We start from the raw sequence: 19,773 nt of genomic DNA, 5'->3' as shown, positions 1-19,773 counted from the left end.
ATGAAACTCGTTGAACAGCTCCCCGCCCCTGCCGCACGGACAACGGCGGCGGAGGCAGACCCGGATTCGCTCTACATGCGTTTTCTGGAATGGACCGAAAGCCGGGGACTGGAGCTCTATGCCGCCCAGGACGAGGCCATTATGGAGCTTGCCTCCGGTGCCAACGTGATCCTGGCGACTCCCACCGGGTCTGGCAAATCCCTCGTTGCCATCGCAGCGCACTTCCAGGCGATGGCCCGCGGTGAACGCAGCTACTACACGGCTCCCATCAAGGCGCTGGTCTCGGAAAAGTTCTTCGCCCTGTGCGACATATTTGGCGCAGAGAACGTGGGCATGATCACGGGTGACTCCGGCGTCAACCAGGATGCACCGATCATCTGCTGCACGGCGGAGATCCTGGCCAACATCGCCCTGCGCGAGGGGGCGGCCGCCGACCTTGGCTCCGTGATCATGGATGAGTTCCACTTCTACTCCGATCCGCAGCGCGGCTGGGCCTGGCAGGTGCCCTTGCTGGAACTGCCGCAGGCCCAGTTCCTCCTGATGTCCGCGACCCTGGGCGACGTCAGCCGCTTCGAGGACGGCCTGACCGCCCTCACCGGGCGGCCCACCACCACGGTCAGTTCCGCTGAGCGTCCGATTCCGTTGCATTACTACTACCACCAGACGCCCGTGCACGAGACGCTCGAGGAGCTGCTGTCCACCCGGCAGGTTCCGGTCTACGTCGTCCACTTCAGCCAGGCCGAAGCGATTGAACGCGCCCAGACGCTGATGAGCATCAATGTCTGCAGCCGCGAAGAAAAGGACCGGATTGCGGAGCTGATCGCCAACTTCCGCTTCGCAGCAGGGTTCGGCAAGACGCTCAACCGCCTGGTCCGGCACGGCATCGGCGTCCACCACGCAGGCATGCTCCCCAAGTACCGCCGCCTCGTAGAGCAGCTCGCCCAGGCCGGCCTCCTGAAGGTCATCTGCGGAACCGACACGTTGGGCGTCGGCATCAATGTTCCTATCCGGACCGTGCTACTCACCGCACTCAGTAAGTACGACGGCGTCCGCACCCGCCTGCTCAACTCCCGGGAATTCCACCAGGTCGCCGGCCGCGCCGGGCGGGCGGGCTATGACACCGCCGGCACCGTGGTGGTCCAGGCGCCGGAACATGTGGTGGAGAACGTCAAGGCCATGGCCAAGGCCACCGCCAAGTTCGGCGACGACCAAAAGAAGCTCCGCCAGGTTGTGAAGAAGAAGCCGCCGGAGGGCTTCGTCTCGTGGGGCGAGCCCACCTACAACCGTCTGGTGGTGTCCGTTCCGGAGCCCCTGAGTTCAAGCTTCACCGTGACCCACGCGATGCTGATGAATCTGATGGAGCGTCCCGGGGACCCGTTCGCCGCGGCACGCCGGCTGCTCACCGAGAACCACGAACCCCGGTCAGCCCAGCTCCGGCTGATGAAAAAGGCCCTGGCCATTTACCGTGAACTGCTCGCGGCGGAGGTGGTGGAACGCATCCCGCCGGCTGACCAGGGCCCCGACGGCCGCACCGTCCGCCTGACAGTCCATCTGCAGGCGAACTTCGCGCTGAACCAGCCGCTCTCCCCGTTTGCCCTGGCCGCGCTGGAGCTGCTGGATCCGGAGTCGCCGTCGTATGCCCTGGACGTTGTCTCGGTCATCGAGGCCACTTTGGAGAAGCCGCGGCAGATCCTCTCCGCGCAGCAGAAGAAAGCCCGGGGCGAGGCGATCGCCGCGATGAAGGCGGACGGCATTGAATACGAGCAGCGCATGGCGATGCTCGACGACGTCACCTACCCGCAGCCGCTCGCTGAGATCCTCGGTGAGGCCTTCGAGGTCTACCGCAAGGCAGCGCCATGGGTGGGCGACTTCGAACTGGCGCCCAAGTCCGTCATCAGGGACATGTACGAACGCGCCATGAACTTCGGCGAGTTCGTCCAGTTCTACGGGTTGGCGCGCTCCGAAGGCATCGTGCTGCGCTACCTGGCCGACGGCTTCAAGGCCCTGCGCCAGACCGTCCCCCAGGACGCCCTCCGGGAGGACCTGGAGGATCTCATTGCGTGGCTCGGCGAACTGGTCCGCCAGGTTGACTCCAGTCTCCTCGACGAATGGGAGGAGTTGACCTCCGGCGCGGCACCGACTCCGCACGACGCGCCGCCCCCGCCGCCGCCGTCACTGACGTCGAACACACGCGCCTTCCGTGTCATGGTCAGGAACGAGATGTTCCGGCGCGTGGAGCTCTTCGCGGACGAGGATGCGGCCGCCCTGGGCGAGCTCGACGGCGATGCCGGCTGGGATGCGGACCGCTGGGAAGACGTCCTGGACGATTACTTCGACGAGCATGACGACATCGGCACCGGCCCTGACGCACGCGGTCCCGGGCTGCTCATCATCACCGAGGAGCCCGGCGTCTGGAAGGTCCGGCAGATCTTCGATGATCCGGCGGGCAACCATGACTGGGGGATCTCCGCCGAAGTGGATCTGGCCGCCTCGGACGAGACGGGCACCGCGGTGGTCCGGGTTACCGCGGTCAACCGCCTTTGAGCCTGGAAGCCGGCGCGTCAGCCAATGGCACTATTTTGCAAAACTGAAACCTCCGTGTGAACGAGCAGTGTATTACCAAGCAACGGCCTTCCGCGGAGCGTATCTCAGGAGCCTCAGGACCATGCTGGCTCCGTCGGAGGAGAAACGCTCCCCTGTATCGGGATCGAGCCACGGTGCAGGGTCCTCATGGTCATCCGTCAGCTCAAGGACCGGCAGGGGCAGAGTGGGTGCCTCACCGTTCCCGCTGAACAACAGATCCGGCTTGGTGTCAGGATCGTAGTAGACCCGTCGCTTGCGGTCCCTCGTTAGTTCGTCGGGACTATGGCAGGTGTAACCGGCCCAGTGGACAGGACCAGGCCATGCATCCGGGCCCGGCCGGGCATTTTGGCTTGTATCCGTGTGAGGAATTGGCTGGGTCAGGGGTTCTTGCGCTACCGGCTTCTGGTCCTCAGACGGCGGGGCGGACTTGACGTATTCCACCCACTGCCCGTTGACCTCAACGTAGAGCAGGTTCTGCTCGCCGCCGAGAAAATAGACTGTAACGCCGGCCCGCACATTCGCAGCCGGATCCGTCTGCACTGCGGGCGGCATGCTGCTGCCCGTCGTCACTTCATGCATCTGACTGACCACCGTCGGTACCGGTTCCTGCTGGGCGGTGGCCGTACTCAGGAACGGGCGGGTTCCGGCGATGGATGACGGCGCTTCCATGGGCCTGTCCCTTCTATCACCGTGACACGGCCCTGCGGTGCCGGTGGGTGTGCGCATGTGACCTCCGGTGCGCATCTTCGCGTGAGGATGCCAGACTCGCGAGGATGCCAGACTCTCGCTCCGCTCGTTTGCCGCTGCGCGGTGGCGGGGATGGGAGGATGCCACAGCGTCGAGTAGCACGCGGGTCCCGTCCGTTCCTGCGCTGAGCGCTTTGGTGCTGTCCGCTTGGACGCCCGTGACAAATGCCAGGTTATGACCGCGGAAGGTTCCGTTGTGCTCCCCCGGCTTCCAGACATCGAGTTCCCGGTTGAACAACGTGAGGGCCAGCGGCAAGCCGAATCCTGAAATCGATTTGGCGAGGCACACAATGTCCATGGTGATGCCTGAATCCTCGAAACTGAAGAACGTCCATGTCCGCCCGCATCCGGCCTGAAAACCGAGAACATGGGGACGTCCAGTCACCTTTCTGGCCAGCTTCAGCGCGGCCTCCACGCAGTTCGTCTCCAGGAACCGATGCTTCGCGGCAGTCTTCATGTCAAGGGAGTGGACCGCTGCGCCTGACAGAACATATTCCACCAGCGGACGAAGTAGTGCAGGGTGGTTGTGTCCATAGCTCAAGGCGCTGGCACCGGAAAAGAAAGCGACGTACTCGCGCCCGTCCTCACTGTAAATCATGCTGCTGGCCGTGCGCTGGAAAACAGTGTCCAAATTACGGCAATAGCAATGGACTTCGGACTCCAGTGATTCAAAAATATCCATCATGGGGATGTTCCTGCCAGCTTGTGTGTGAAGGGTCGCGGACATCTGCGTCCGGACCAGTTCACGCCGCGAAATCAGGCCTTCACGAGAGCCGGCGCCTCAGCGTCGGGGGTGCCCAAACCGAGGTAGCGCTCGATGCTGACGGGGCAGTGGCCGAGCCCGCCGCCCTGGCCCCGGCGGCGGAAGTTGATGACTTGGCCGGTTCTGCCGCACCCGCAGGTGCCGGTCTCGACGTCGCCCATGTCGTCGGTGAGGAGGAAACCTGGGTAGCTGGTGCTGAGGGCGTCCAGTACGGCGATGGTGCCGGTCTCCCCCGGGGCGAGCTCCTTGCCGTTCTGGCCAGGGCTCCGGATGGAGATGTAGCACCACGGCGGAACGTGCTTGCGATGCAGCTGGCATTCGACAGCGAGCATGTTCGACTCGATCATCCCGTACATGTCGCGCACGTTCTCCGTGCGCACGCCGAGCAAGTCGTGGCACAGCTCCCGAAAGCCTTCGTCAGGGATGGCCTCGGCCGTGTGCCGCTTCCAGCCGCCGAGAGTGATGATCATGCTGTACGGGTCCAAGCGCACATCTATCTCCTCCCGCTCGAGGAACCGGAGGAGCCGGCCGATGAGGAACGGCGGACCGACGATGTGGCGTGTCATATGGCCCTTCCACCGGCGCAGGTGCTCCAGGGCCTCCCTGGCGTTGAACGCCTGGTCGGCAACGAGATATGCGTGGTGGTCGAAGACGCTGTTCAGGATGTTCAAGTCCTTGAGCAGTCCCAACTCCGAAGCTTCGGGGTCCGACGGGTTCAAGAAAAGCCCCGCGCCCCCGGACAGGCTGAAGAACTCCCGGTAGGTCCCCATCATGCCGACCAGCGCCAGGGTCAAGGTCTCGCTGTTGCGGGGGGCGACGGACGGGAGACCGCGGGTTCCGCTGGAACGGGTTTCGGTCTCGACGTCGGCCAGGGAGCAGGTGAGCAGCACCTGGGCGTCGGGACGCTTGAACATGCCGACCGGCAATAGTGGCAGGTCTTGCAGGTCGTTGATGTCGTTGATCGCGGCGGGATCGACTCCCAACGCTTCACACTGGGCATGGTAGAAGCCGTTACCGGCTTGGTGGTAGACCGCGGCGTCCCGCAGGACGTGGGTGACCGACCGTGCCCAATTGTCAGGGGATTGCAGGTATGCCTCGGACACATTTCCCAGCATCTGCGCTAACGAGAGCATGGTGTCACTCCTCGGTGGGTGCGAATCGATGAACGTGGTTGGGCCGCCGGGTCAGCCGTACCGTCGCAGTTCGGAAAAGAAACCCTCGACCACTTGGAGCTGGCCGCTGCTCGCAAGTTCGTCGTAGACGTACTTGCCCACTGCCAAGTCGAGCACGCCAAGGCCGAAGGGCGAAAACACCACGGGGCGGTCGTCCGCCGGCGAGACCCTGCCTTCCATGACGTCGGCCAAGGTGCCGTCCACGAAGTCCCGGTGGCCGACCATCTGCTCCACGAGGTGGGCCGACGTCCCGGCTTTCAAGCAGTGGTCGACGTCGTCAAGGATGTTGGTCGACGCCAACAGGATCTCCGGGGCCAGGTCGCGCAGGGACACGTGCAGCACCAGCGGGTTGTGCTCGAACCACGTCGTGTCGTGCACGTGCGGCTGGTCCGCCACCGTGGCGAACACGACGAGGTCGCTGCTTCTGATCAGCTGCTCGGGGCCGTCGTGCACGGTCACCCGGGCTCGGGCGCCGCTGCGTTCAAGATAGCCCTTGAAGCCCTCCGCGCTCTCGTCCGAGAGGTCGAACACTCCGATCTCGTCGAAGGACCAGCCGGCGGCGTTCAGGAAGGTGTGGATGTAACGGGCAATGAGGCCAACGCCGAAGAACCCGATACGCCGGGGACGCCCGCGTTCCCGGCTGAGCCAGTCCGCAGCCGCGGCGGCCGATGCAGCCGTCCTGGAGGCGCTGATGATGGAGCCCTCCAAGCAAGCCAAGGGGTACCCCGTTGCCTGGTCGTTGAGGATCAACACCGCTGAGGCGCGCGGAATCCCCGATGCCACGTTGTCCGGGAAGCTGGAGACCCATTTGATGCCGTCAACCTCTACCTGTCCGCCGACCGAGGCCGGCAGGGCGATGATGCGCGAGGTGGGCCGGTCCGGGAAGCGCAGGAAATAGGACGGCGGGTTCACCGAGTCTCCGGCTGCATGCACACGGTAGGTCTGCTCGACCAGTTCGATGACCTCCTTTTCCCGTCCCTGGAGCACCTGCTGCACCTGGGTCCCTGAAATGACCGCGAAGGGCGGAACCGTCTTCGGCTCTACGGCCGCTGCGACTGGGGAAGTAGCGAATTCTGTCATCGTGAACCGTCCTGGGTGTGCGTATCGAGATCGAAAATGTTGCGTGGCTCGGCCATGCCGACAAGAATCTCCCGAGGCCCCTCATATGCCTCGCGGCTGTGCGCCATGCGGACGTTGTCGACCAGCATGAGGTCCCCCGTCTCCCAGGGGGTTCGAAGAGTGTGGGCCTCGTAGACCTCGTTCAGGAGGGCGACGATGTCCTCGCCGATCGGCTCGCCGTTGCCGAAGCGGGTGTTGAACGGCAGTCCGTCGGGACCGTAGACGTCAACCAGGTATTCCCGCACCTCGGGCGCAATCGTCCATTCGCTGAGGAACGCCACCTGGTTGAACCAGCAGCGCCGGCCGGTCACCGGGTGCCGGACCACGGCGGGGCGCCGTTGCCGGGTGCGCAGCTCCCCGTCGCTCTGCCATTCGAAATCGATTTCGTGCGCGCGGCAATAGCTCTCGACGTCGGCGCGGTTCGAAACCCCGAACGCTTCCTCATAGGTGGCACCGATGTCCTCGTTGTAGCTGCGGGCGAGCAGCCACCCCTCGTTTTCGAACCGCCGGACGATGTCAGGGGGTATGGCATCGAGCACGGCCTGGGCGTCCGCCACACCGGTCACCCCACCGACGCCGGGTGCCCGGAGACAGGCGAAGAGCATCAATCCGGGGAACTCGAGCGCGTAGCTGAGCTCATGGTGCATGCACATGGGCTGGTTCGCGGGCCAAGTGAGGGATGAGTACACGCCGTCCAAGTAGTGCTGCCTGGTGGCGAACGCCTCCCGGTCCGGCATGAGGCCACCAGAAACCAGCCGTTGGAAGGCGTCGGCCACTTCGGCTGGATCTCGGAGGCCCAGACCCCGGACCAGGACGGCGCCGTGCTCATCCACGGCCGCACGCAGCGCCTCACGGTTCTGTTCGGCCCACCGCACGGGGTCGTGGCCATCCTCGACGGTGAGCATCGGCGCCTGGCCGGCTTGGCGTTCCACGTCGAACTGGGTCCTGGGTGTAGGAGACGACATCAGAGGTCCTTTCGTTTCATGGATAGCTGGTGGGAGTGGCCAGCCGGTCCGCCCACCGGGGCCATGGAGCCGGGCTCCGCGACGGCTCCCGCCGGCCGCGGCGCCGGCGGAACGGCAGCGTCCGCCAGGGACGAGGCTTCGAGCAGGGCCGCCAGGTCCGCCAGGATGGGTGTCTGCATGATGTCCTTGATCGACACTGCGCGCTTGAGCAGGACGGCGAGCTTCACCGCGGACAGCGAAGTCCCGCCTAGCGCAAAGAACGAGTCCTGCCCGCCGATCCGTCCCACCGGCAGGCCGAGCACCGTCGCCCATGCCTCGGCGAGCCGCTGCTCGGTCGGGGAGATGGCTTCCCGGGCGATTCCGGCCTCGGGGACGACCTCGAGCGCCATTCGGGTCAAGGCCTTCCGGTCGATCTTTCCGTTGCCGGTCAGGGGCAGGCTCTCCTGCCACCTGTACGCCGACGGAACCATGTAGCCCGGTACCCGCGCGGCCACCTCGCTGCGGATTTCGTCAACCTCGAGCGGCAGATTGCCGGAATAGAACGCCACGAGGAATTTGGACTGCCCGGCGCCCTCGCCTACGACGACGGCGCCGTCGCGGACGCCGGGAACCCGCAGCAGCGCGTTCTCGATGTCGCCAATCTCGATGCGGAATCCGGAGATTTTGACTTGGTTGTCCCGCCGGCCCAGGTACTCCAGCTTGCCGTCCGGGGACCAGCGGCCGTAGTCGCCGGCCCGGTAGAGCCGCGCGCCGTCCACATAGGGATCGGTGGAGTAGGCCTGTGCAGTGCGCTCAGGGTCGTTGATGTAGCCGCGGCCCACGCACACCCCGGAGAAGGCGATCTCACCCGGCGCTCCAAGCGGCACAAGCCGCTGCCGCTCGTCGATGATGTGAATCCGGACGTTCGGGATTGGCGGGCCCAGTGGCACGGAGCCGCCCGCGGGCGCTGCACTCATCACTTCATGGTTCGTGTCATCGGAGGTTTCCGTCAGCCCGTAGGCGTTGACCAGCTTGACGTTCGGCATCACATCGAACCAGCGGCGGACCAGCTCACGCTTTAGAGCCTCCCCTGTCGCCGAGACGCAGCGGAGGTGCGGTAAGGCGCGAGGCTTGCCGCCCAGGTACGCCACCACGGCGTCCAGATATGACGGGACGACCTGGAAGACCGCCACCGCGCCCCGTTCCACCGTGTCGATGAACCGCTCGACGTCGAGGATGCGGTCCTGCCCGACGATGAGTGTGCGGCCGCCGACGAGCAGCGCCGAGACCAGTTGCCATAGTGAGATGTCGAAGCATTGTGGGGCCGTCTGGGCGACGACGTCCCCAGGGCGAATCCCCAGGTCCTCGATCTTGGCGTACAGGTGGTTCACCATGCCGTCTTGCTCGCACATCGCGCCTTTCGGCTCGCCAGTGGACCCGGAGGTGAAATAGACGTAAGCGAGCTGATCGGGACGAATCTCCATGCCGAGGTCGTCGGCAGGGTGCCCCTCGGCCTCGATGTCCTCGAACGGAAGCTTCGTCACTGCAGGCATTCCTTCCAGTGCCTCGTCGAGGGTGGTGGTGCTGCCGCCTTCGGTGAGCACTACCCGGGCCCCGGCCCGCGTGAGCGTTCTGGCGATTCGGTCGGCCGGGAAGTGCGGCTCGATCGGCAGGTATGCGCCCCCGGCTTTGAGGATGCCGATCACAGCGGCCATCCACTCCAGATCCCGTTCGGCGACGACCGCCACGATGTCCTCCGCGCGCAGCCCGCGCGCGAGCAGGGCACGGGCGTTCCGGTTGGCGCGGGCGTTCAGCTCTGAGTACGTCCACTCCCGCGCGTCCTGAACGGCCGCGATACGTTCGGGATGCTGGCGGACCCGCTCCTCGAACAGCTCGTGGAAACGGCGTTGCGGCCGGGGCCGCTCGGGCCCGGCCAGCTGCTCGAGCTGGAAGCGCCGCTCCTCGGGACCGACGAGATCGACGTCGTCGGGGTCCGACTCGGGGTCGGCGACCAGATGGCGGACTGCGCTCAGGTGATAGCCGGCGATCCGGAGGGCTGCGTCCTCGTCGAGGACGTCGCGGCGGTAGCGCAGGCTCAACGCTTCGGCACCTGCGGCGCCGCGGAGGGACACTGCCAGGACGAGGCCTTCCGCGAGCTCGGAATCTTCGTCATGGTCGGCGCTGAATACCACCTCGAACGTCCCGGAAGCCGGCGGCTGCCCCGCCTGCGGCCCCCCGGCCCGCTCGGCGTGGGCCTGGACCTGCCGGGTGCGCGCCGAGGAGACCAGCGCATGCCATGAGCCCAGTCGCAGATCGAGTTCGCAGGGCCAGGTCCCCGACGCGTCCTTGCAGCCGGTCGTGACCTCTGTTTCTCCGGACAGCGCCTGGAGCACCCTTGCATGAGCTGCCATCCAGATCGATGCAGGGGTCGCGTCCAACATGCGGGACAGTGTCCGCACGGCCTGACGCAGGTCCTCGGGCACAGCCACTTCAATCCGCCCCTGACCCGGCCGGCGCTCCTGCGTCCACCTGGGAATCGCCGTTGGCGCGGCACCCGCGGGGGCGGTCCGATCTTTGCCCGGGCCCGACAAGCTGCCGGCGGCGGTGCGGCAGGTCAACGCAGAGGTGGTGGTCATGACACGGGCCTTTCCAGCGCGACGGGGGACGTGGCGGCGGCCCGGGCCTCGTCGGCCGGGTTGCCGGCCCACAGGGATCCCCCGGTGAGGATCGTCCCCTTCATGACGAAGGAGTCCGCGGCAACGACGACGCCGTCTTCGACGGTCACGCCGTAGTGGACAAAGGCGCCTACGCCGAGCGTGACGTCGTCGCCAATGACGATGTGGTCGGACTTGAACATTCCGTCCTCTTGGGAATGGGGCTGAACCGTGGTGCCGGCGTTCAGCGTGCAGCGGGAGCCGACCGTCACCAGGGTCCGCTCGATGATCCCGCAGCCGTCGTCGAAGACCCGGGTCCCGATCCGCACGCCCAGCAGACGCCAGACCAGTGGCTTGAACGGCGTGCCGTTGAGGATGGTCATGTACCGGCTCTCGGCCATCAGCTTCCAGTACCGCTCGTGCCACCAGAAGTACGGGTTGTAGATGGAGCACAACCGGGGCTGAAGCGGTTTCAGTCCCCTCGCGAGACGCTCGATGCCGATGGGGACCAACAAGCCAACCACGAGCATCACGGCGAACGAAACGCTGAGGGCAAGGAAACCTAACTGGTCGGACAATTCGAGGGCGGCGAACATGATGATCACGGCCAGCGAGACGTTGAGCCACCGCACCAGCATCAGGAGGGCCATGGTGCGCCGGTTGTGCCTGTTCTTCGCCGAGAGGTCCCGGCGGAAGGCGGCAGGGCTCGCATGTTTTTCGGGAAGGGCGTCCCGCAGTACCGAGCGGGGGATCTCGAACGCCGGTGATCCGAGCAGGCCCACGTCATGGCGCACTGGTCCGTCGATGGGAACCATGACCTTGGTCGCGAGCAGGCAGTTGTCCCCGGTCCTGGCCCCGGCCGGAAAGAGAACGGCGTTGCCCAGGAAGTTGTGCGCGCCGATAGCCGCCCGACTGACCTTGAACGACGTCGCCGAGAAGTCGTTGTTCATGAAGGAAACCGCGTCGGCGATCATAGTGCCGGTGCCTATCGTCGAAAGGAACGGATTGTCGTGCTTGAACACGGTGCCCATGTTCGAGCCGGTCTGCTGGACCTTTCCCAACTTGTACCCGATGGCCCGCACGTAGTTCACGACGTACGAGCTGTCCCCGAACAACTGTCCCAGCATGCGATTGTTGGTCAACCTCGCCACCCCCCGCGCCGCCGCGTCCCGCAGTCCGAACAGGGGATACACCGTATCGGGCTTCAGAGCGAGGTTGAGCACCCGTGGCAGGGTCGTGACGGTCACCAATGCGAGGACCGTTCCCCCGAAGATGCGCAGGCCGGCCAGGGCAATGGCTTCGGCGTAGAAGGTCCACTGGGTAAAGGCATGCGGCTGCGCCTCGAGCAACGCCGCCACGCTCGGAATCGTCAGGACGGCCAGCGCGATGGACAGGCTCAACATGGTGCGGCCCAACCCGAGCGTGCTCAAAAATTGGGAGAAGGCGAACCATCCCCGGCGCCAGGGCCGATAGGCCATGGCGTCGACCGTGCGGTAGTCCACATTCGTGCGCCTGCCCGGCGAACCGTGCCAACGCTCACCCCCGGGCACGACCTGGCCGGTGTACAGAGTGGATCGGTGCCCCAACTGCGAGCCGTCTCCCATCGTCGTGTCGATGTCGAGGACGCTGCCCTCGCCGACGATTACGTCCCGGCCCAGCGTCAGCGCGCCGAGCTGGATGACGCCACCGTGGGCGCGGTAGCCGTTCAGGACCGCGTCTTTGCGGATGACCGTCCCTTCCCCGATCGTGAGGAGGTCGGTGCAGACCGGCAGGCGGTTGGTCATGATCGTCACGTTGCGTCCCACCTTCGCGCCCATGGCCCGCAGGTAGAAGGTGGTCAGCGGGGAACCCGTTATCAGTAAGAGTGGCGAGGTTTTCATCAGGGCCTTGACCAGCCAAAACCGGAAGTAGGTGAGGCTCCAGATCCGGATCTCCCGGGGCCGGAAGCGCCCGATGATGATCCACTTCGCGGCCACCGGCAGGATGCACAGCAGCACGAACACCGCCGCGGAGAAGACAACGGACCGCAGGTAGATCTCCCCGAGGCTCATTCCGTGGCCCAGCCATTGGTGGTTCCCCGGCCCCGCGGCCGGGAAGATCCACTGGTACCCCACGACCGCGAGCCAGCCGGCGAGGAGGCAGTAGCCGAGGAAGACGAGCACCTGCAGGGCGCCGCACGTGACGTACTCCCATGTCCGCGCGTCCATGGGCCGCGGCGTCTCCGGCACGGACCCCAGGGCCGGTGAGGGCTTTTGCCGCTGGTCTTGCTGCAAGGGGCCTTGCAGGGCCGCGGCGAGGGCGGAGACGCTTGGGTTGCCGTAGACGTCTTTCATGGACACCGCCGGTAGGTCCGGCTGCTTCCGCACGCGGGCGCAGAACCGTGCCATGACCAGCGAGTCCGCGCCCAGGTCGTGGAAGAAGTCGGCGTCTACCCGCACGTGCTCGACGCCGAGCACGCCGGACAGCACCTCCGCGAACCGGTCCTGCACCGATGCCGGCACCGGCTCTGCCGGTGCCAGGGCCGCGGCCAGCGCAGAGATCGTTGGGTTCTGGTAAATGTCCTTGATGGACACCGCTGGCAGGTCCGGCTGCTTGCGCACGCGGGCGCAGAACCGCGCCATGACCAGCGAGTCCGCGCCCAGGTCCTGGAAGAAATCGGCCTCCACTGGCACATGTTCAATGCCCAGCACGCCGGACAGCACCTCCGCCAACCGTTCCTGGACCTCCGCCTGCGCCTGCGCCTTCGAGGAAGCCTCTTCCGCGGGCGCCAGGGCCGCGGCCAGTGCAGAGATCGTCGGGTACTGGTAGATGTCCTTGATCGACACGGCAGGCAAGTCCGGCTGCTTGCGCACGCGGGCGCAGAACTGCGCCATCACCAGCGAGTCCGCGCCCAGTTCGTAGAAGAAGTTGGCGTCCACGGGGACGTCGTCCTTCTTCACCACCGATGCGAGAAGATCCGCCAGCCGGCGGTCCAAGGCAACGGCCGTACCCGGGGCCGGAGTTGCTGGAGAGCCGTTCCCGGCCGGAGCCGCGGTTGTCTCAGGAATAGGGGGATTGATGGGAGATGTGGAACGCGCGGCGCCCTGCAGGTCGTCCAGACTCATGTCCACTACAGGAATTTCCCTAGTGCGGCGGTGGCGAGATAACCGGCCACGGTTACGGGTGCTGGATGGTGTGGCTCCGACACCGGGTCGTATCGTCGGCCCGGAGCCCCTGCCAAATCGGCGGTTGCCAGCGCTTCGGCGCCGAAATGATCGTGCACCCAGTCAGGATTGTAGACAGTGTCCAGGTAGGGACGGCCCATGTCCGGGGAGATGGCCACCGCCGTCAGATCCTGGGCGTCGTGGTCGGCGAGCCAAGACATGCCGCCGTGGACCACGGTCCCGGTGGAGCCACCGAGCGTGAAGCCGGCAGCCGCGAGGCGGTGGCAGGCGCGCACCGTGTCCAGTTCTTCGACCATCACCACGTCATCGATCAAGGACTCGTCGAGCTGCGGCGGCCGCACGCTCATGCCTAGTCCCGGGATCAGGCGGGTGGCCGGCTGGCCGCCGAACGAGACCGATCCTGCGGCATCGACCGCGACAATCCGGACATCGGGCCGGTGCTCGCGGAAGTACCGCGCGCAACCCATCAAGGTCCCCGTTGTCCCGGCTCCCACGAATAGCACGTCCAGTTCGGGGAACTGATTGGAGATCTCGGGGGCAGTCCAGCGGTAGTGCGCTCCCCAGTTGCCGGGATTGGTGTACTGGTTGAGCCAGATGTACCGCTCGTTGGACGCGCACAGGTCCCGCACGTGGTTGAGCCGGGCCCCGAGGAAGCCGTCGACGGGATCCGGATCGGTGACCAGGTCCACCTGTGCCCCGAGCGACTCCATGAATTGGCGGGTTGCCGGGTTGCAGCGCGGATCGATCACACACACGAAGCGGTATCCCTTGCTGGCGGCGATCATGCTGAGCGCGACTCCGAGGTTGCCCGAGGAGGACTCCACGAGAATGGAGCCGGGGCCGATAAGCCCCTCCCGCTCGGCGCGCTCGACCATCTCCCGCGCGGGCTTGAGCTTGATTGAGCCGGCGAAATTAAATCCCTCGATCTTCAGATAGAGGCGGCAGCCCAGCACCCCTTCCAGGTCAACGAACAGGCTCTGTTCGTTGAACAGGTGGGGATCCTTGATAATCGGCATGTTCTTCCTCGTTCCCTGCCATGAGCTTGGTCAGGGTTGGGGGATCCTGACAGCTTGTTTGTGAAGGGTCCCGGACATCTGCGTCCGGATCAGTTCACTATTCAAGAAGAGCCGCGCAGAGCGGCACGAACGGAATACTGCGGCCACCGCTATTTCCCCCAGCAGTGAATACCTGGCTTCCCCACCGCTAGTACTCCGAGATGCAGTTGAGGCTTCGAACCTGTGGTTCGACAGTAGGCAGGCTTCGTGGCCAACCACAACCACTTCGAGTACCTGTATCCAAGCCCCTGTGAGTACCTACCTACTCGCACTCGCACCCCCCCCGCGCCGCGTCATACCCGACTCTTGTCAAAGACCTTCCGGACCCCTCAGAGCAAGCAGTAGCGTTCTCCTCATGGACGCGTTCCGATCGACGCCCGAATCTCGAATTACCATGACAGGAGCCGTCATCGCTGCTGCCGCATTGCTGCTGGCGTCGTGTTCGTCGCCGGCCGGGAGGGTGCCGCTTGAGGCGCCGCCGGCCGTGACAATCCCGGCACAGGCGTCTCCCCCTGTGGGTCCGGAAGCAAAAGCCACCCAAGTGCACGCGGCCTTCGCCAAGCGAAACCTGATGAAGCACCTTGAGGCACTGCAGAAGGTCGCGGACGAATCGGGCGGAAACCGCGCTTCGGGCACCCCGGGCTACGAGGCCTCCGCCAAGTACGTTGAGGAACAGCTGCGTGCTGCCGGGTACAGGCCTGTGCGGCAGGTCTTCACCTATTGGGATGAGGACCTCGAGACGGACGTCGAGACCTTCAACATCCTCGCGGACACGGCGGGCAACGCCAAGCACACCATCGTGGTGGGCGGGCACCTCGACTCCGTGCGCCGCGGCCCCGGGATCAACGACAACGGCAGCGGCGTGGCCGCCATGATCGAAACGGCCCGCTGGATGGCCGAAACAGGCATCCAGCCGAAGAACCGGGTGCGTTTTGCTTTCTGGGGCGCCGAAGAGGTGGACCTGCTGGGTTCCCAGCACTACGTGGACTCCCTCAGCAGCAGCGAAATCGCGCAGACCATGCTGAACCTGAACCTGGATATGGTCGCATCGCCCAACGGCGGACGGTTTGTCCACGATGGTGATGGCTCAAGCTTCGGAGATGCCGGTCCGGCCGGCTCGGACGTAATCGAGCGCACCTTCCTGGACTATTTCGCACAGAACGGACTTGCGGCCGAGCCCACGGAATTTGAGGATAGCGATTCCGACTACTGGCCCTTTCTGAAAGCCGGCATCCCCACGGGCGGTCTGTTCACCGGAGACGAAGACGAGAAGACGGCAGAACAGGTCGAGAAGTTCGGCGGCCGTGAGAACGGCGAGCACGATCCCTGCTATCACAGGGCTTGCGACGACATCTCGAACATCGACCGGCAGTTGCTGCACGACCTGGCGGGTGCCTTGGGTTACGCGACGGTCGCCTTCGCGATGCTGCCCCGCCCCGCCTAATGGTAGGGAGTGCGGGGCTGCAGCTAATTACGAGGCTTCAAAACAAGTGCTATTGCTGCAGTGAATGAAAGAGGCAGCCCCACTGAACCCGGATCCACAGCGTCGATCACCCAGCGATTGCGGCCATCCTTCCGGCGCCCCGCCGGAGGCTCAGCCGTCATCAGAGCCCCATCCGTTCCCGCCACATGGCCTGGCAGCAGGGGAACGGAACCGGCAACATCCACGAGAGCCGGGTCGACGACGGCCAATCCCCTGCCGAAGGCTTTCAGTACTGCCTCCTTGCGCGTCCACAGGCGTGTCTGGAAAGCAGGCTGCAGCACCGGCTCCACCTTCTGCAGTTCTTCCTGTTCCCGCGCCGAAAGTGCAACCTGTCCAAATCCCGCAAAACCTGCGGCTCCGCCGCTCTCCAGGTCGACGCCGACCCCCAGCACCTGCCCGTCCGTGGACGCGGCCAGCAGGCACCAGTCCCCCGCCCGGCTCAGGCTGGCCAGGACGGTCACCTTCCGTGGGCCAGTTTGATACCGCGGCATCCCGTGCACGTGGTCGTCCCTGATGCACTCCCGGCAGACGTAGTCGGCCTGCAGGTCCCGTACGTCAACTCCTGCGGCCTCGGCGGCATGGCGCCGTAACGCTATGCGCCCGGCCAGGAACCTCTCCCGCTGCACCTGCGAAGCGAACGTCCGTGCCAGCCGCCGCTCGGCATCGTCCAGGAACCCGGCCTGGCGAAGGTCGACGCGGGACAGCCTCACGGCTGCCAGACGGATCCGCTGCAGGTCTGGCTGGGCTGGCCTGTTTACACCGGCCCCGGAAGGGTTGCTGGAATCTTGACGGGTCATTGGACTCAATAGCCTATACGCCAGCGGCATCCTTCGGGCGTGCCGCCTCCCCGGAACGCAGTAAGCTCGGATCCATGAGCGTAATCCGTCCCGCAACCCCTGCCGATGTCCCCGCTATCCTGCAGATGATCCATGACCTGGCCATCTATGAAAAGGAACCGGACGCCGTCCGCAACACCCCGGAAATGCTGACCGAGGTGCTGTTCGGCGAGCACCCCCGGGTGTTCGCCCACATGGCAGAAAACGACGCCGGAGACGTCCAGGGATTCGCCCTGTGGTTCCTGAACTACTCGACCTGGGAAGGTGTCCACGGCATCTACCTTGAGGATCTCTACGTCACTCCGGAGGCGCGCGGCGAGGGCCACGGCAGGGCGCTCCTGCAGCATCTGGCGGCCACCGCCGTCGAACGCGGGTACGCACGCGTTGAGTGGAGCGTCCTGGACTGGAACGAACCCTCCATCAATTTCTACCGGAAGCTCGGGGCCAACCCGATGGAGGAGTGGTCCACCTTCCGCCTCACCGGCGACGCCCTGGCGGCGTTCGGAGCCCGCAGCGGGGCGGGCGCCCGTGGCTGAGGCTGCTGTGGATGCCGCCGTCCACACCGTCCGTGCCCGCCATGAGTTCCGCGGGATGCGCACCGCGGAGCACCACTTCACCGTCCCGCTGGACCATTTCGACCCGACCGCCGGCAAGGACGCCGCGGCCGAGAACATCACCGTCTTCGCCCGCGAATACGTGTCCGCGGACCACAGCGAGGCAGCGGCGGAAGCGTTGCCGTGGCTCCTGTACCTGCAGGGCGGACCGGGCGGCCGCGGCAACCGGCTCATGTCGCTCGGCGGCTGGAGCAAGGCGGCTGCAAAGGATTTCCGGATCCTCATGCTTGACCAGCGCGGCACCGGCTTGTCCTCCCCCATCGATCGCAACACGCTGCCCGCAAGGGGTGACGCCCAGGCACAGGCCCGCTACCTCGAACATTTCCGGGCTGATTCGATCGTGGCCGACGCGGAGCTGATCCGCCGGGCCCTGGGCTCGGAGCCCTGGAGCATTTACGGCCAAAGCTACGGCGGATTCTGCGCATTGACGTACCTTTCGTTCGCGCCCGAGGGGCTGCGGGAGGTCCTCATCACCGGCGGCCTGGCTCCGCTGTCCGGATCGGCAGAGCGCGTGTATCGGGAGACCTACAAGCGCGTGGCCGCCCGCAACGCGGAGTACTTTGGCTGGTATCCCGAAGACCGCGATACCGTGGACCGGATCGCCCGCCACCTCCGGAGCACGGATGAATTCCTGCCCGGAGGTGAACGCCTGACCGTGGAGCGGTTCCAGATGGTGGGCGCCTTCCTGGGCGGAAACACCAGGGTGGACGCGCTCCACAACCTCTTGGAGGACGCCTTCGTGGACACGCCACGCGGTGTCCGGCTGTCCGATTCCTTCCTCGAGCAGCTCCGGCCTCTGGTCTCACGCGCCGGCAATCCCCTCTACGCGCTGATGCATGAATCCATTTACGGCCAGGGCTCGGCCACCGATTGGGCCGCGTGGCGGATCCTCCGGGAGTTCCCGGAGTTCAGCCCGGACGCACCGGAACTCCTGTTGACCGGCGAGATGGTCTACCCGTGGTACTTCGAGCAGGACCAGGCGCTGCGCCCGCTGAAGGACGTGGCTGACCTGCTGGCCGCCAAGCCGGACTGGAAGCCGCTTTATGACCTGCCTCAGCTGGCAGCCAACACCGTGCCGGCAGCAGCCGCCGTGTACACAGACGATATCTACGTGGAGCGCGGCCTGTCCCTGGAGACCGCCGCCGCTGTCCGGGGACTGCAGGTTTGGGAAACTGCTGATTTCCACCACGACGGCATCGCCGACGACGGCGAAGCGATCTTCGGCCGCCTGCTGGGCATGGTGCGCTCAGTCCGGCACTGATCCGACCGGTTTCGACCGCCCTGCCAGAAGGGCAACGACGGCGACAGCCAGGACCGCGGCACCGAGCACGCCGCCGGCCAGGTTGAGGCCCAGGTATCCGACCCAGCTCAGGACGAGGCCCGAGACAGCACCGCCGACGGCACCGGCCGCACCCATCAGCATGTCCGAGACGCCCTGGACCGCCACCCGGTCCTGCTGGCTGACGCTTTCCGCAAGGAGTGTGGATCCGGCGATGGTGGAGGCCGACCACCCCACGCCCAGGAGCACGAGGCCCACTGCGACCGCCGTCGTCGACCCTTGGCCGAAGCCGGCCACCAGAACAGCGGCCAGGAGAATGGCGAGGCCCAGCGCGATGGTCTGGGTCCTCCCAAGCTTGTCGGTCAGCCAGCCCATGACCGGGGAGAGTGCGAACATCCCGGCGATGTGCAGCGAGATGGTAAAGCCGATGATGACCAGCGCATCGCTTCCGGCGGCATGGCTGCCATGGACACTGTTGGGCCCTGCAACGAGTGCCTGCAGGTGGAGCGGGGTCATGGACATGACGCCCACCATCATGGCGTGGGCACCGACGACGGCGGCCAGAGCCAGGATCGCGGCCGGTGCATGACGGACCGCCCGGAGGCCCCTCGCGAGTGAGCCTCCGGCCAGCGCCGGAACCGGCGCACCGCCCGTGGCAGCCCCGGCGGGCTGGCCCCGTGCGGCAAGTTGCCGCGCCAGGATGAGAGGGTCGGGGCGCAGGCCGGCCAGGAGCAAGCCGCAGGCGAGCAACAGCCCGGCGGCGGAGATGACGAACGGTCCCGCAATGGGCGGCAGCCCCAGGCTCTGGCCCACCACCGCGCCGGGCTGGACCAGGTTGGGCCCGGCCACGGCTCCGACGGTGATGGCCCAGACGACGGCGGACAGGGAACGTCCGCGGTGTTCGGCGTCTGCCAAATCGACGGCGGCGAAACGCGCCTGCAGGTTGGCGGCCGTGCCCACCCCGACGCCGGCCGCGCCAATCGCCAGAAACACGAAAATGCCGGTGACCACGGACACCACGATGAGGAGCGCACCGGCCAGGGCGGCCGCCAGGCCGGTGGCCAGGCTGATCCTTCGTCCACGGCGCTCGGCCAGTGAGGCCAGCGGCAGTGCCGCCAGCGCGGCGGCGAGAGTCATCATCGTGGCGACTGATCCTGCCCACGCCTCGGAACCGGACAGGTCGACGGCGAGCAGGGAGCCGATGGATACGGTGGCCCCTGTAACAATGGCGCTGAGCAACTGCGCGGATCCCAAAAGCAGCACGGTGCGACGCTGCACCTGGCGCACATCCGGCTCCGCCCGGGAAGTGGTTGCCATCCTCCGAGCATAGTCCGGGCCCGGCTGTGCGAGGAGGATCCATA

Annotated in this window: 13 protein-coding genes; 4 read left to right on the top strand and 9 right to left on the bottom strand. The window is 66.0% G+C overall.

Annotation, left to right across the window (positions count from 1 at the left end; all coding sequences use genetic code 11):
* Window positions 1-2,544, top strand: coding sequence for a DEAD/DEAH box helicase (locus tag AC6CH3_RS10230; RefSeq protein ID WP_498132338.1), 2,544 nt, complete (start codon window positions 1-3; stop codon window positions 2,542-2,544).
* Window positions 2,545-2,616: 72 nt separating this feature from the next.
* On the opposite strand, the gene AC6CH3_RS10225 is transcribed toward AC6CH3_RS10230, so the two are convergent.
* The 7 genes from AC6CH3_RS10225 to sbnA form a co-directional block, all read right to left on the bottom strand.
* Entirely contained in the window at window positions 2,617-4,014 is a 1,398-nt protein-coding gene (locus AC6CH3_RS10225; RefSeq protein WP_498132337.1) for an aminotransferase class III-fold pyridoxal phosphate-dependent enzyme, read from the bottom strand.
* A gap of 71 nt (window positions 4,015-4,085) precedes the next feature.
* Window positions 4,086-5,225, bottom strand: a complete 1,140-nt coding sequence (locus AC6CH3_RS10220) for a LuxE/PaaK family acyltransferase (RefSeq protein WP_498132336.1) — start codon at window positions 5,223-5,225, stop codon at window positions 4,086-4,088.
* Window positions 5,226-5,276: 51 nt separating this feature from the next.
* Window positions 5,277-6,344: a 2,3-diaminopropionate biosynthesis protein SbnB gene (sbnB, locus tag AC6CH3_RS10215; protein WP_498132335.1), complete on the bottom strand. Its 1,068-nt coding sequence runs from the start codon at window positions 6,342-6,344 to the stop codon at window positions 5,277-5,279.
* Window positions 6,341-7,348 carry a TauD/TfdA family dioxygenase gene (locus tag AC6CH3_RS10210; protein WP_498132334.1) on the bottom strand — a complete coding sequence of 336 codons (1,008 nt, stop codon included), beginning with the start codon at window positions 7,346-7,348 and terminating at the stop codon, window positions 6,341-6,343. The genes sbnB and AC6CH3_RS10210 overlap by 4 nt, the downstream gene beginning before the upstream one ends.
* Window positions 7,348-9,963: a non-ribosomal peptide synthetase gene (locus AC6CH3_RS10205; protein ID WP_498132333.1), complete on the bottom strand. Its 2,616-nt coding sequence runs from the start codon at window positions 9,961-9,963 to the stop codon at window positions 7,348-7,350. Before AC6CH3_RS10205 ends, AC6CH3_RS10210 begins: the two co-directional genes overlap by 1 nt.
* Entirely contained in the window at window positions 9,960-13,085 is a 3,126-nt protein-coding gene (locus AC6CH3_RS10200; RefSeq protein WP_498132418.1) for a Pls/PosA family non-ribosomal peptide synthetase, read from the bottom strand. The genes AC6CH3_RS10205 and AC6CH3_RS10200 overlap by 4 nt, the downstream gene beginning before the upstream one ends.
* A 5-nt stretch (window positions 13,086-13,090) precedes the next feature.
* Window positions 13,091-14,161 carry a 2,3-diaminopropionate biosynthesis protein SbnA gene (sbnA, locus tag AC6CH3_RS10195; RefSeq protein ID WP_498132332.1) on the bottom strand — a complete coding sequence of 357 codons (1,071 nt, stop codon included), beginning with the start codon at window positions 14,159-14,161 and terminating at the stop codon, window positions 13,091-13,093.
* 394 nt (window positions 14,162-14,555) lie between these two features.
* On the opposite strand from sbnA, the gene AC6CH3_RS10190 reads away from it, so the two are divergent.
* Window positions 14,556-15,644, top strand: coding sequence for a M20/M25/M40 family metallo-hydrolase (locus AC6CH3_RS10190; RefSeq protein WP_498132331.1), 1,089 nt, complete (start codon window positions 14,556-14,558; stop codon window positions 15,642-15,644).
* A 23-nt stretch (window positions 15,645-15,667) separates the two neighbouring features.
* On the opposite strand, the gene AC6CH3_RS10185 is transcribed toward AC6CH3_RS10190, so the two are convergent.
* A complete protein-coding gene (locus tag AC6CH3_RS10185; protein ID WP_498132330.1) occupies window positions 15,668-16,480 on the bottom strand; it encodes a 4'-phosphopantetheinyl transferase family protein in 813 nt (270 codons plus the stop codon).
* A 74-nt stretch (window positions 16,481-16,554) separates the two neighbouring features.
* Here AC6CH3_RS10185 and AC6CH3_RS10180 point away from each other — a divergent pair, with 74 nt between their 5' ends.
* Both AC6CH3_RS10180 and AC6CH3_RS10175 read left to right on the top strand, forming a co-directional pair.
* Complete coding sequence (locus AC6CH3_RS10180) at window positions 16,555-17,055, top strand: GNAT family N-acetyltransferase (protein ID WP_498132329.1); 501 nt, start codon at window positions 16,555-16,557, stop codon at window positions 17,053-17,055.
* 55 nt (window positions 17,056-17,110) lie between these two features.
* Entirely contained in the window at window positions 17,111-18,394 is a 1,284-nt protein-coding gene (locus tag AC6CH3_RS10175) for an alpha/beta fold hydrolase (RefSeq protein WP_498132417.1), read from the top strand.
* On the opposite strand, the gene AC6CH3_RS10170 is transcribed toward AC6CH3_RS10175, so the two are convergent.
* Complete coding sequence (locus AC6CH3_RS10170; protein WP_498132328.1) at window positions 18,380-19,729, bottom strand: MFS transporter; 1,350 nt, start codon at window positions 19,727-19,729, stop codon at window positions 18,380-18,382. The two genes, AC6CH3_RS10175 and AC6CH3_RS10170, sit on opposite strands and share 15 nt — an antisense overlap.
* Window positions 19,730-19,773 lie beyond the last annotated feature (44 nt).

This window comes from Arthrobacter sp. GQ119 (genome assembly GCF_059759125.1).
Note: the sequence above shows the minus strand (reverse complement) of the source record. Positions and strands in the feature narration are given on the sequence as shown.